The organism is Aequorivita capsosiphonis DSM 23843 (genome assembly GCF_000429125.1).
Lineage (GTDB): Bacteria > Bacteroidota > Bacteroidia > Flavobacteriales > Flavobacteriaceae > Aequorivita > Aequorivita capsosiphonis.
This window is the reverse complement of record NZ_AUBG01000007.1, coordinates 245855-260371: the sequence shown is the minus strand read 5'-3', so window position 1 is coordinate 260371 and position 14517 is coordinate 245855. Positions and strand designations below refer to the sequence as shown.

Below are 14517 nucleotides of genomic sequence, written 5' to 3'. Positions count from 1 at the left end.
TTATTTAAGGGAAAAGCTAAGTCTGGCAAATAAAAATCGCCCTCCAACCCCATACTGTTGCGCTCTTCTTGACCAGTCAAAACGTCCATCGCTACGGTTGTTCTTACCATTAATGTCTAAGCTAAGTCTGTCTGGATAGATATCAAATATGTTATTGGCTCCAACAGTAACTAAAAAGCTATCGGTCAGATGATAACCTACTGAAAGGTCTGTAACTACTTTCGACCCCAAGACTTCTTGTAATTCAATATCTGTAGTGGCTTCGGTAACTTCTCCAAAATATACGTTCCGCAAGAAGAAGTTTAAATTGCCCATACTAAGCGTATTGGACAAATTTATTTTTGTACTTGGCACAGCTTCCTCTAAATAAATACGGCTGTCTTCTGGGAAATAAGTATCTACCAAGCCGGCATCCTCCAAAACGCGAGAAGCATTAATATCTCCTATTTGATAAGTTCTTGATACCGTCGCAGCCAAATCATTCTTTAGCACCATATTGGTTCCAATATTCATTTGCTGCGTAACAACCAAATCGATTCCTTTAGATTCGGTATTAATTGCATTGGCAAAAAATGAAGCTGCCGTTGCATTTGCTTGAGATAATAAATTATCCAACTCCGTTCCTGTCCCAGGGCCTTCAAATTGACCAGTATAAACTACTCTATCATCTATTGCAACAAAATATCCATCTAAAGTAATATTGATTCTGGCTTCGGGTAATTTAACTGTGAAACCTGCACTAATACTCTTGGAAGTTTCCTGCTTCAATTCTGGAATTCCCAATAATTTTGCAGCTCGGCTATCATTAGCAAAGGTTCCAACTTCTTGTGGATCTCCATTTTGATCAAAAATAGTAGAAGTAGAATTAAAGTACAATTGATGTAATGAAGGAGCTCTAAAACCAGTATTACCGGCAATTCGAAGGTTTAAGTTATCATTCACTTTAAATAGTGACGCCAATTTAAAATTGATGGTAGAACCAAAATCAGAATAGTTTTCAAATCGAGAAGCAAAGCTCAACAAGAAAGACTCAGTTACGTCGGCTTCTAAATCAATATAACCAGCAACGCTATTTCTACCTCTATTAACTTCATTTTTGGGGCCAAATCCAGGAAATACTTGTGATCCACCTGGTCTAGCATTTCCGAAGAAATCGACAGCCGGTTGTTGACTGGCTATTGTGATTTCTTCCCCTTGAGCTGTATATTGTGTATATGAAGCTGGTTCGCCCGCAGTTATTTGATAATTTTCAAGGCGATATTCTGCTCCAAATGCCACGTTTAGACCAGAAAATATATCTTCATAATAATTATTAAGGTCTAAATTTACTGTGTTTTGCGAAAAGTTAAAACCTCCAGCATCAAAAGTAGTTGGCGACGCATTTTGCAGGGAAGCATTAATGGTATTACTAATGGTATATAGGAAGGAGTTCTTCCCATAAGTATTGCTGAAATCTACATTCCAAGTTCCTATTTTCCCTTTAATACCTACCGAAAGTGATTGATCTGTAATAGTGGAATTGATTTCCGGTAAAAATCCATTTATATACGCAGGAGTATATGTCCGGCTCTGATTGGGCAGACGATAAAATCCTCCTGAGTTTCCGGTACGGGAACTTAAACCTCCAAAGGAATAAATCTCTGTGCCGTTTTCATCTAAAGGCAAGGCAAAGTTGGTGAAGAACCTACCTCCTCTTACTTCAGATTGGCCTACTCTCATATTAAAATCACTTCGGGTTTGATTTCTACTGGCCAATTCAGCATCGGTATTGTCCGCACTTAGAATGCCTTGAAGTTCTGCCTTAGTTGCATTAGGATTAAGGTTAAATCCTGCTTGGTTTCCGTAATTAATGACGTCGCTAACATCGTCATCCAACAATTTAGAAATATCGTATCCATCATTAGAGGCAAAGCGTTCAATGGTATTATACTTGTTGAAAACCGTACCTTCCCATTCCTTCATACGATTATAGTCATCTCTGTAATCAAAATCTCCAGTAAAGTTAATATAACCACCATTTTCTCCAAGTTTTAATCCATAGTTTGCACTTATGTTGGTTGTTGCTCCATCTACTCCACCGGTTTGTTCATTGGCGTTTTTACTGAAGTTAGCGCCAGTAGTAACATTTAACTTTAGTTCGTCAGTGGCGTTATCTAGTACAATATTTATTACACCAGCAATGGCATCACTACCGTACTGTGCAGCGGCACCATCTCTTAACACCTCTATACGTCTTATTGCCGCAGTAGGAATAGCATTTAGGTCTGTTCCCACGCTTCCTCTACCAAATGTTCCGTTAACGTTAACTAGTGAAGAAGTGTGGCGCCGTTTTCCATTGATAAGCACTAATACTTGATCTGGTCCAAGACCTCTCAGCGAAGCTGGATCAATGTGGTCAGTTCCATCAGCAATAGTTTGAGTATTGGAAGTAAACGAAGGTGCAACAAAATTTAAAATCTGATTAAGGTTTACCTGAGGACTACTGGTCACAAGTTCAGACATATCAATAACATCTACAGGCACTAAAGAATTAACGGAGGTTCTAGCAGGGTTTCTACTTCCTATTAAAGTAATTTCCCCAAGGGAAACACCCGGTGTCATAGAAACATCTAACGTAGGCCCTTCAACGGCCTTCTCCGTGGTGTCATAACCAACGTAAGAAAAGACCAGGATATCTCCTGTTGTGGCTTTGATTTCATATTTACCGTCAAAATCTGTGATCGTACCTGTTGGAGTACCTTTCACTACAACGGAAACACCAATTAAGGATTGGTTGTTTTCATCTTTTACAACTCCAGAAACATCCTGTGCGAAGAGCGAATAAGAGAAAAGCATTAAAAAGATTAAATGGTAGTTTTTCTTCATAATAAGTGGTTTTAAGGTTAGTTGTTAGAATTTACTTTGAATTAGAATTCAGAATGATCATAAATTAAGCTCCCAACTAAAAAACGAACGTATCAATTTTAAGGTTTTAGCAATAAAATGTGCAACAATAAAAAAAGACAAAATAAGCTTTTTATTATTTTGACTTTTTATTTACCAGCACACTCGAATACTGATTACTCATTAAAAATGAGCAAAAACAGAAATATTTATCAATTAGGAATTAAATAACCAATGATTTTAGATTATATTTCCCAAATATAAGAAAATAATTCAAAAACAAAGCATTAACAAAAAATAAAGAAATTGGGATAAATTCGTTATGAAACCAAGTATTTATTAAAAATACAATGAACCACGTCATTCTTCTTTTGAATATGCTTTATTTTGCATTGTAAAAGAAAAGTTATGATTGAAAAACAACACATTATTGACCGCTTTAAAAGTTATATTACCATTGATACTGAAAGCGACCCAAACAGTGATACCACTCCAAGCACTAAGAAACAATGGGATCTTGCCAATAAACTTGCTGAAGAGCTGAAGCAAATAGGAATGGAAGATGTAAGCATTGATGAGAATGCCTACATCATGGCTACTTTGCCCTCCAATGTTTCGCATCCTGTTCCTGTTATAGGCTTCGTATCTCACTTTGATACTTCTCCAGATTTTACGGGAGCCAATGTAAAACCTCAAATCCATGAGAATTACAATGGAAAAGATATTGTTCTTAATAAAGAAAAAAACATCGTTCTTTCGCCAGATTATTTTGAGGATTTATTACTTTACAAAGGACAAACCCTGATTACAACAGACGGCACCACTCTTTTGGGAGCCGATGATAAAGCGGGAATTACAGAAATAGTTTCAGCAATGGAATATCTTGTAAAGCATCCTGAAATCAAGCACGGAAAGATTCGCGTAGGTTTTACTCCAGATGAAGAAATAGGCCGTGGCGCACATAAATTTGACGTTAAGAAATTTGGAGCGGAATGGGCTTATACTATGGACGGTAGCCAAGTGGGCGAATTAGAGTATGAAAACTTTAATGCTGCAGGTGCTGAGGTTACTGTTAAAGGAAAAATTGTTCATCCCGGCTCTGCCAAAGGAAAAATGATCAACAGCATGTATATTGCTACAGATTACATCAATTCCTTGCCAAGACTTGAGACTCCAGAACACACTGAAGGCCGCGAAGGCTTTTTTCATCTTCACAATATAAAGGGTTCTGTTGATGAAACAAAAATGCAGTACATTATTCGTGACCATAATAAAAATCATTTTGAGGCCCGTAAAGAAATGATGCAACAACTTGCCGATGAGTTAAATGAACAACACGATGAAGAAGTGGTGTCGGTTGAAATAAAAGACCAATATTTTAATATGCGTGAAAAAATCGAGCCTGTAATGTATATTGTGAAAATTGCCAAACAAGCCATGGAGCAAGCTGGTATAGAAGCCATTATTAAACCAATACGCGGCGGAACTGATGGATCTCAATTAAGCTTTATGGGACTACCTTGTCCAAATATTTTTGCTGGTGGTCACAACTTCCACGGAAGATATGAGTATGTTCCTGTGGAGAGTATGCAGAAAGCGGTGGAAGTTATTGTTAACATTGCCCAAATAACGGCAGAAGACCTTTCAAGGTTTAAAAGTGAAGAAGAGTAAGCTTTACCTCCAGCCCTAAAGGGGAGCAAAAACGTGTTAATAATTTTAATTGTTCACAGAATTATTGCCACCCTTTAGGGATGGGGCAAGAACGAATAAAAGAAAAAGTACCAAAAAAAACTCCCTCAACTATTTACAAGATAGCGAGAGGGAGTTTTTTAATTGGAAATGTACGTAACTCGAATTCAAAAAAAAAACACCAAATCCTAAGTTTTGTTCTTTGGAGTTTGGTGTTTCTAACTTGAAATTTCTATAGTTACCTATTTCTTTTCTTTTACTGGAGCATTCATTTTAGCTGTTTTCTCCATAGAGATGGCAGCTCTTTCAAACTTTTGCTTTCCGGCACCACTTTCTATGATGCAAGTACCATCGTCATTAAGCTCTAAAACTCTACCGTGAAGACCTCCGTTTGTAATTACTTTATCACCCTTTTTAAGTTGAGCGGCAAACTCTTTTTCTTGTTTGGCTTTTTTCATTTGTGGACGTATCAAAAAAAGATACATCACCACAAACAATAATATAATAGGTAAAAAACTTTGTATTTGTTCCATAGCAATTATTTATTCCGAAGCTTTAACTTAAGAATTTGGGGTTTTAACTGGAGCTGCTGCACCTCCTTTAGGAGTTACAAAAGCTTTAATTGTTAAGGTTTCAGAACCTTTCTGAGTATTTGCAGTAATCGTAACAGTTTTACTAACTTGGTTTTGACCGCTACCATTAAATTTTACTAACATTTCACCCTCAGCACCTGGCGCTACAGATTCTTTAGTATATTCTGGGACAGTACAACCGCAACTACTTTTAGCGTTTACAATCATTAAAGGTGCATCACCAGTGTTCTTAAATTTAAAAACGTGCTCTACATTGGTACCTTTATCGATAGTTCCAAAATCAAACTGTTCTTCGTCAAATGTCATTACAGGAAATTTCCCTGATTCTGCATCGCGGTCTGCTGCTGCAGCTACGTTTTCTTCGTTTACTTTTTCTGCTGCATTATCCTTGCAAGAAGAAAATGCAAAAACAGATAGAATAGCAACTATTAAAACTGATTTTTTCATAATAATAAGATTTTTTATGTTTTTAGATCGCCAAAAATAAGGATTTTTTTACTCTTATTGAAGTCCTCGACCAATTTTATTAAGTAGCCCAGCCTCTGAAAACTCCTTTACTATCTTGTCTAAAATACCATTTACAAAGATGCTGCTTTTAGGTGTTGAATATTCCTTGGAAACCTCTAAGTATTCATTAATGGTGGCTCTAACAGGAATAGACGGAAAATACATAAACTCAGCAATCCCCATTTTCAGGATTATTAAATCGATATCAGCAATTCGCTCTTGGTCCCAGTTGGGCGTTTTCCCCTCTATTTGGGCGTTTAGTTTTTCCTCGTTTAAGATTACCTTCCTGAAAAGTTGTAGTGCATATTCGCGATCCTCTTCATTTTTATAAAGTTCAGGGACCAATAATAGCGAAGCATTTTTTTCTGAAAGCTTGTTTAGCATTTTAACAATGGCAGTATTTACCAAAGGAAAATCATCAAGCCAAGTGAGGCGTTTATCTTCTAAATACTCATATAGTTTTTCATTAGGAGCAATCACTTCCTTGAAAACCTTTAGAATAAAATCCTGGTCTTCCTTAAAAGTAGCTTCCTCTTTAGATAGATAATCATTATACCAGTTCAACTGTTTTAGCTCGTTGAAAATGATAGTTACATATTCTCCATCTAGCGCCCAGTAATCAAGTCTTTTCTTTTCAATAATATCAGAAAAAGTAGGATTCGTTCGAATTAGCTGCAACACTTTATTATCAATAAAGGTGCGGCTTGGATTCTTTTCAAGGGCCGTAGCTAAGTGCTTCTTCTGGGAACGGGTAAGAAAACTTTCTGCTTGGTCCTGCACTGCAAGCATTAATTGCAACATCAATAAATAAAGGTCTTGCATTTGCCCAATACTGTGGTGCAAAAATTTCTCCTGTACATTTATACTTGGGTTTTCAGTCTGTTTATAAGCATAGATAGACTGTAAAACTTTTACTCGGATATGTCTTCTTGTAAGCATATTATTTTAAAGAACTAGGTTTAAGAAACAACGCACAGGAAAATTCCTGTGCGCTGCAAAGATAGTGTTTTCAGAAAACTGAAACTTATTTTTCGCTTTTTCTTGCGTCAATTCTTGCCTGTGCAATATTATATGCTGCAGTGTAAGATGTAATGTGCTCAGCATCGGCTTTTTTCAATATTTCCAAGGTAGTATTATAGATGTTTTCTGTCTTTCTGATTATCTCCTTTCGGTCATAATTTTCAAGTTCAGCATATACATTTATAATTCCACCAGCATTTATCAAAAAGTCAGGCGCCCATACAATTCCTTTATCGCGAAGCATTTGTCCGTGTTTCTTTTCATCGGCCAATTGATTATTTGCCGCACCTGCAATTATCTTGGTCTGTAGCTGGTTGATGGTGGTATCATTAAGAGTAGCACCAAGCGCACAAGGAGCATAGATGTCCATTTTTTCGGCATAAATATTATCTCCTTCGTAGATTTTAACGCTGTACTTGTCGCGTACTTCTTCCAAACGCTCTCTGTTGATATCAGATATATATACTGTCGCGCCTTCATTGGTAAGGTTTTCAACCAAACCTTCGCCTACGTTTCCAATTCCCTGAACATAAATCACTTTACCTTCAAGTACATCACTTCCGAATGAATATTTAGCCGCTGCTTTCATTCCCATAAAAACACCGTAAGCTGTAATGGGTGATGGGTTTCCTTTTCCACCTTTAGATTCAGAAATACCTGTTACATAAGGCGTAACCGTACGCACTAAATCCATGTCTGCTGTTGCCATCCCAACATCTTCAGCAGTAATATACTTTCCACCTAAGGAATGTACAAACTCTCCAAACTTCAACATTAATTCAGGAGTTTTTTGAGTTTTGGCGTCACCTATCAAAACAGCTTTCCCACCGCCAAGATTTAAACCTGTGATCGCACTCTTATAAGTCATTCCGCGAGAAAGACGTAATACGTCATTTAATGCCTCCCACTCGCTGGCATAATTCCACATTCTAGTACCACCCAAAGCTGGTCCTAAAACGGTGTTATGAATACCAATTATTGCTTTTAAACCAGTATCTTTGTCGTTGCAAAAAACGATTTGCTCGTGATTGTCAAAAGACAATTGCCCAAAAACCGGGTCCATTTTATGTAGTTCGCTTGTATTGATTACCTCAGATGTCATAGCTTTTTTAATTATGTTATTGATCCTCTAAAAAGACGGTGCAAAAGTAGCTAATTGTTAGAAATATCGCAAAGTAAAGACCACTAATTTAAGAATTTAAAAAAATTTAGTTTCTTTCTTACATAAACATAACTAGCTGTTTATTTCTTAAATAAAACAATGCATAAAGTTCATTGCTTAAATCTTCAAAAAGAGAAATTTTCAAAATAAATGAAAGAATTAAAATATCTAAATAAATACTTTTTAAAATATAAAGGACGCCTTATCCTCGGAGTTTTTATCACCATTATTGCCACCGTTTTTAAATTGGTAGTGCCCATGAAAATTGGCGATTCTGTAACCATTGTGAAACAATATATGAACGGTGATGTAACCGATTTGGCACTTGTTAAACACGAACTTCTTATCAACATTCTTTTGCTATTGGGTGCGGCATTACTTTCGGCATTATTCACTTTTATTATGAGGCAAACCTTTATTGTGGTTTCAAGATATGTAGAATACGACCTTAAAAATGAAGTTTTCCAGCATTACGAAAAGCTGTCCCTAGGTTTCTATAAACAAAACCGAACTGGCGATTTGATGAATAGAATTAGTGAGGATGTTTCAAAAGTAAGGATGTATGTTGGGCCAGCGCTCATGTACAGTATCACTACGATAACGCTTTTTGTTGTGGTTATCAGCTACATGTTTTATAAGGCGCCTACCCTTACCTTATATGCCATTGCACCATTGCCCATACTTTCCGTGGCCATTTACAAATTGAGCGTTCTCATAAATCATCGCACCACGATTGTACAACAATATCTTTCAAAGTTAACAACCTTTACACAAGAGAGTTTCAGCGGAATAGCCGTGATAAAAGCCTACGGAATTGAGCCGAGAACCAATAAAAATTTTGAAGAACTTGCCGAGGGCAGTAAAATCAAAAATATTGATCTCGCCAAAGTTCAAGCCTTATTCTTTCCTTTGATGATGTTACTGATTGGTGTTAGTAATATTCTGGTTATTTATATTGGTGGATTGCGTTATATAAACGGTGAAATTGCAGAATTTGGGACCATCGTTGAATTCTTGATCTATGTGAATATGCTCACTTGGCCAGTTGCTGTTGTAGGTTTTGTGGCCTCCATGATCCAGCAGGCAGAAGCTTCACAAAAACGAATCAATGAATTTATGGAAACGAAACCGGATATTGAGAATTATGTAACTGAAAAAACGCCAGTTAAAGGCACCATTGAATTCCAAAACCTCAGCTTTACTTATCCTGATACGGGTATCACCGCGCTTAAAAACGTTTCCTTTAGTGTGAAACCAGGTGAAACATTGGCTATTGTTGGTAATACTGGCTCTGGAAAATCAACTATTCTCGAACTTATAGGGCGCCTTTATGATGTGGAAGAAGGCATGTTGAATATTGACGGCACGCCAATAAAAAAGCTAAACTTAGAAGATTTACGCGAAAGCATTGGGTATGTGCCCCAAGATGCGTTTCTCTTTAGTGATTCGCTTCGGAATAATATTCGGTTTGGAAAGGAGCAAGCTTCCGATGAAGAAGTAATTGAAGCTGCAACGAATGCTGCGGTCCATGAGAACATCATCGATTTTACCAAAGGTTATGATACTGTTTTGGGCGAACGTGGAATCACCCTAAGTGGAGGACAAAAACAACGGGTGTCCATAGCTCGGGCAATTATCAAAGATCCGCAGATTTTATTGTTTGACGATTGTCTTTCAGCCGTAGATACAGAAACAGAGGAAGAAATTCTTGGAAACCTAAAGCGTATCTCAAAGAAAAAAACCACACTTCTTGTTAGTCACCGAATCTCTTCAGCAAAAAATGCCACAAAAATAATTGTTTTAGATGAAGGGAAAATAATTCAGCAAGGAACACACAATCAATTAGTAAATACAGAAGGCTACTATAAGGAACTATACGCCAAACAACTTTTGGAAAAAGAAATGTAATTATTACTTTGGCTTATATCGTTTTTTTTTGGATTTTTGGCAAAACGTTAGCAAAATATAGAAATTATGAATGACCACAATACGATGGAGCAAGAAGAAATTTTTTCAAAAGTTATGCGTGCCGGAAGACGCACCTACTTTTTTGATGTAAGGTCTACAAAAGCGGGAGATTTTTACCTTACCATTACCGAGAGTAAAAAATTTACCAACGACGATGGCTCTTACCATTACAAAAAACACAAAATCTACCTCTATAAAGAAGATTTCAATGAATTTAAGGACAACCTTGAAGAGATGATCAACTTTGTAATTGATGAAAAAGGAGAAGAAGTAATTAGCGAGCGTCACCAAAAAGATTACAAAAAAGAAACGGAAGAACCAGCCCAAGCCGCTGAAACAGCTGCAAAAACTGGTGAACCTGATACTAGTTCTTTTACTGACATAGAATTCGACGATATATAAACCTCCATTCTTTAAAATATTCACCGGCACAGCTAAACCTGTTGCCGGTTTTTTATTTTTATAAATCAAGGAAGCTCAGAATAGTTTCATTATTTTACGCAGTGAAAAATCCTGTAGTTCATAAACATCAATAATGTCCAAGAAACTTTACCAAGCTTACAAACCCAATTTCGACTTTTCTAGTTTGGATCATATTATTGTTGGTAGCGGCATGGGCGGACTTACAGTTGCTACTTGGCTGGCGAAAGCTGGAAAGAAGGTTGCAATTTTCGAACGTCATTACGTTCCAGGTGGTTTTACACATAGTTTTAAACGCAAAGATGGTTTTCAGTGGGATGTTGGCGTACACTACGTGGGCAATATGGGTGAAGATTCCTCACTCCGTGGTTTTTTCGACTTTTTAACCGATGGAAACTTAGCGTGGGAATCTATGGGAGATGTTTACGACGTTGCAAATATTGACGGTTCGGAATATATCTTTAAAGCAGGTAAGGAAAACTTCAGAAAACAGTTAACAGGCTATTTTCCAATGGAAGAAAAAGCAATCGACACGTATTTACAACTTATAGAAAAAGCAAATAAACGCGGCAGTGCTTTCTTTTTTGAAAAAACATTTGAGCCGTGGTTAAGTAAGATTGCTGGATGGTTTTTCAGAAATAGATATTCAAAATTTTCAAATAAAACTACTTGGGAGGTTTTAAGCAAAATAACCGGTAACAAAAGATTAATTGCTGTGCTCTGCTCACAATGTGGTAATTATGGACTATCTCCAAAAAACAGCAGTTTCGTCGCTCACGCTATGGTAATTGGTCATTTTTTGGAAGGCGGTTATTATCCTGTTGGCGGGGCTGATCAGATTTGTAAAAAAACCCTTGAAGTTTTTACGGCGCACGGCGGTAAAATTTACATCAATGCAGATGTAACTGAGATTATAACTAAAAACAACCAGGTTCAAGGAATTCAAATTGGCGAAAAATTCATTCCCTGCAAAAGTGTGATCAGCAATGTAGGCGTAAACAATACTTTTAATCAGTTACTTTCAGAAGCAGATAGGAAGGGTTGTAAATTCAATTTAAAAAATGTAAAACCCGCAAGTGCGCATATTTGTTTATATCTCGGCTTGAACAAATCCAGTGAAGCTTTAAATCTTCCGAAGCATAATTTTTGGTATTACAAACACGATGATATCGACAAGATTTTTGAAGAATCTACCATTCAAAATGCTCCAGAGAATTTTGCTTATATCTCCTTCCCTTCCGCTAAAGATCCAGAATGGGAAATCAAAAATCCTGGAACTGCAACTATACAAGCAATTTCCATAGGAAATATGGAATGGTTTGAAGCCTATAAAAATACCAATTGGATGAAAAGAGGAGATGAGTATATAAATCTGAAAAAGGATTTTGAAGCTAAAATGCTAAAGGTTCTATATCGATTTTTCCCTCAAATTGAAGGAAGTGTGGTTGCTTCCGAAGTTTCAACACCACTTTCTACCGAAAATTTCACGAATTACAAAAGTGGTGAAATATATGGTTTGGCGCATTCTCCCGAAAGATTCTCCCTTTCGTTTCTACGTCCCAAGACACAAATAAAAGGATTGTATTTAACTGGGCAGGACATTACTTTAGTTGGTGTTGCTGGAGCCATGCTTTCAGGTTTACTCTGTGCAACCACAATTCTCAAATTTGGTTCTTGGAAGCTTTTTAAAGAAATCAAGGAACAACAAAGGCAATAAACTTCCTGAGTTTATGGTAGTGAAGGGAACATCGCTTGGAGCAGTTTTAGAATTTTATATAAATTACTTCTAGCAGATGCAATAGTTTTGATAAACTGTTTGGACAGCAACTGTTTGGAATAATCTAGCAATCGCGTTCTTGGTAGCGGCTATTATAAGCGCTCTTGTGTTGGCCTAGAAAAGCGCTACACGAATCCGCTCGCGAAAAAGAATTAAAGAATATGTTTCAGAAAACTCTAAGAAATTTCACTCAAAACTCAAAAATAGAGGATTAAATGGACAAAATAAGGAAATTCATTTTGCTATAGAATTTAACTATTTCCTTAATCACGATTGCGCAACCTGTTAATAATCAGTTTTTAATAGGTTTATTTGTGAATTTTCCCTACATTTAAAAGCCCATTTTTTTGGGAAACTATTTCTTCCCAATTAAAAAATATCCATTTCTTTTTAGTTGTGCCGCGAACGACTAATGGATATCCATTATAAGCCGCTTGACAATCACTGCAGGTTTCTTTTAATTATAAGACTTACACTCTCCTCAATTCGGAAATGGATCCATAAATCCAATTTGCGAAAAGTTTTTACGAATCCATTAAAACCAAATACCATGGAAGAAAATGAAAAAAAATCCGAAAGTTTTGAGTTGTTCAAAAAAATGTTGGAACAATCAAAGTACCAGAATCAACTTTTGGGGTCAATGATCAATTATTTTGAAACCATAACTTGTCAATTGGAGAAGATCTCAAAACAAACGTGCCAGTCTGTAAATGAGCTCCATTGGCAAACGACGATTCAAAAGAAATTACTCAAAGAAATCTCCACACTCCTGGAAATTTATAAATACCAAAAGCCAGACGCCGTTGCAAGGATTGGTGAACTGGAAGATATTAAAAAGCAATTGGAAAAATGCTGTCCTTCTGAAAAAGATAAAGACAGGATTATCTGTAAATACAAGCCCTGCATTAAATCCACAAAAGACGATTCAGGTTCCCACGAGGGTTTTGAAGGCAAAGCTATTCCGAAAAAAGTAAAAGATGCCCCCTATGGCCCAATTGTAAAAGTGGACAATCCCTCTCGCCCGCCCAATAATAGACCGGGATTGGAAGTGCCAAGAGGCCCATTCAAAGGTCTTATCTCAGAGAGTTTGGGATCCAAGCCCCAAGTAATGGGAGCCGCAGACGGAGCTCCGGATCCCGTGATTTTTGGCACGTATACTTTTAACAATACCGTATCGCCAGCAAGTGCGAACGCCGCAGATATAAGTGGGGCGCAAAGCGGAAGAAATAACAATGGGGAGATGCCCGTGATAATGCTGTCCGGAAACTGGTATGTGCAATATTCCACCGATGGTGGGCAAACTTTTACGACCCTCAATCCCACCACCATTTTTCCCAATACCTTGGCTGGCGGATTTTGTTGCGACCAAGTAATTCAATATGTCCCAAGTATCGACCGCTTTATTTGGCTTTTGCAATACAGTTCGACGACCAGCGGGAATAATGCCTATAGATTGGCATCTGCAAGCCCACAGGATATCATTGACAGCAATTGTACTGCATGGACGTATTGGGACCTTACTTCGGCCAGTTTCAATCTGGGTACGGACTGGATGGATTATCCAAGTTTGTCGGTTGGCAATAATTCGTTATACTTAAGTTTTGATGTATTGGACTCTGTGCCGGACAGTACGGCAGACAACGGCTTGGTGGTAGTTCGAATTCCCTTGGATGAAATCCGGGACTCCGCCACCATTAATTTTTGGTACACAAACCCAGGCGATTCGGCTTTGGCGTGGGGAAGCAACGTTTCCCAAAATACCGGAGATGAAGTATTCTGGGGCGGCCACATAGATAACAGCACCATCCGTGTTTTTAGCTGGAAAGAAAACTCCAACACCTATTTTTGGCGAAGTGTGGATGTGAATAACTGGCCAAACCAAACACGTGTATCGAATGGGCCCAATGGGAACAATTGGTTTGCAAAAGTATTTCCGAACAATGCCATAATCGGGATCACGCGAAAACAAAACGAAATCTGGATGTCCTGGATGGCAAGTAGCGGAGACGGTGGGTTTGGAGGCTTCAGCTTCCCCCATCCGCATGTACAATTAGTTAAAATTGAAATAGGCTCCTATAACATGGTGGAACAAATGCAAATTTGGAACCCTGATTTTGCCTTTGGCTATCCATGTTTGGCTACCAATACAAATAACGAAGTGGGCATTGCCCTCGGTTGGGGTGGCGGCGGCAGTTTGAACGCCAACAGTGCGGTCGGCATTATTGGCGATTATGTGGTTTGGTACCGCGATGGAAGTACATGGACCCACACCCGATGGGGAGATTATGTTTCCGCAAGGCAGGCAGGCTCAGACCCTCGTCTGTTTGCCGGGTTTGGTTACGTAATACTGCAAGATGCCACCACCACTGCAGGACACAGGTTCGATCCGTATTATGTACTATTTGGCAGGGAATCCATAATCAACCCGCCCATTGGGTAATTTTGAAAAAATTAGGAACCTCAAAAAAACGAGCTGTCTTTCTGGACAGCTTGTTTTG

The 14517-nt window shown here is 37.8% G+C and carries 10 protein-coding genes; 5 read left to right on the top strand and 5 right to left on the bottom strand.

Annotated features, from left to right (window positions below):
* On the bottom strand, nt 1-2865 hold the full coding sequence (locus G440_RS0107530) for a TonB-dependent receptor (protein ID WP_026450746.1): 2865 nt from the start codon (nt 2863-2865) through the stop codon (nt 1-3).
* 426 nt (nt 2866-3291) lie between these two features.
* Here G440_RS0107530 and pepT point away from each other — a divergent pair, with 426 nt between their 5' ends.
* A complete protein-coding gene (gene pepT, locus G440_RS0107515) occupies nt 3292-4554 on the top strand; it encodes a peptidase T (protein ID WP_026450745.1) in 1263 nt (420 codons plus the stop codon).
* Between the two features lie 260 nt (nt 4555-4814).
* On the opposite strand, the gene yajC is transcribed toward pepT, so the two are convergent.
* The 4 genes from yajC to G440_RS0107490 form a co-directional block, all read right to left on the bottom strand.
* Nucleotides 4815-5105 carry a preprotein translocase subunit YajC gene (gene yajC / locus G440_RS0107505; RefSeq protein WP_026450744.1) on the bottom strand — a complete coding sequence of 97 codons (291 nt, stop codon included), beginning with the start codon at nt 5103-5105 and terminating at the stop codon, nt 4815-4817.
* 27 nt (nt 5106-5132) lie between these two features.
* On the bottom strand, nt 5133-5612 hold the full coding sequence (locus G440_RS0107500; protein WP_034259163.1) for a DUF1573 domain-containing protein: 480 nt from the start codon (nt 5610-5612) through the stop codon (nt 5133-5135).
* 54 nt (nt 5613-5666) lie between these two features.
* Nucleotides 5667-6611, bottom strand: a complete 945-nt coding sequence (nusB, locus tag G440_RS0107495) for a transcription antitermination factor NusB (RefSeq protein WP_026450742.1) — start codon at nt 6609-6611, stop codon at nt 5667-5669.
* Nucleotides 6612-6696: 85 nt separating this feature from the next.
* The gene (locus G440_RS0107490; RefSeq protein ID WP_026450741.1) at nt 6697-7794 is read right to left on the bottom strand and encodes a Glu/Leu/Phe/Val family dehydrogenase; all 1098 of its coding nucleotides are present in this window, start codon (nt 7792-7794) and stop codon (nt 6697-6699) included.
* A 210-nt stretch (nt 7795-8004) separates the two neighbouring features.
* Between G440_RS0107490 and G440_RS0107485 the strand changes: the two genes are divergently transcribed.
* The 4 genes from G440_RS0107485 to G440_RS0107465 all read left to right on the top strand — a co-directional run bounded on the left by G440_RS0107485 (nt 8005) and on the right by G440_RS0107465 (nt 14459).
* Nucleotides 8005-9762: an ABC transporter ATP-binding protein gene (locus G440_RS0107485; RefSeq protein WP_026450740.1), complete on the top strand. Its 1758-nt coding sequence runs from the start codon at nt 8005-8007 to the stop codon at nt 9760-9762.
* 66 nt (nt 9763-9828) lie between these two features.
* On the top strand, nt 9829-10224 hold the full coding sequence (locus G440_RS0107480) for a PUR family DNA/RNA-binding protein (RefSeq protein WP_026450739.1): 396 nt from the start codon (nt 9829-9831) through the stop codon (nt 10222-10224).
* 133 nt (nt 10225-10357) lie between these two features.
* Nucleotides 10358-11959, top strand: coding sequence for a phytoene desaturase family protein (locus tag G440_RS0107475; RefSeq protein ID WP_026450738.1), 1602 nt, complete (start codon nt 10358-10360; stop codon nt 11957-11959).
* Between the two features lie 610 nt (nt 11960-12569).
* Entirely contained in the window at nt 12570-14459 is a 1890-nt protein-coding gene (locus G440_RS0107465; RefSeq protein ID WP_026450737.1) for a glycoside hydrolase family 183 protein, read from the top strand.
* Nucleotides 14460-14517: the final 58 nt, after the last annotated feature.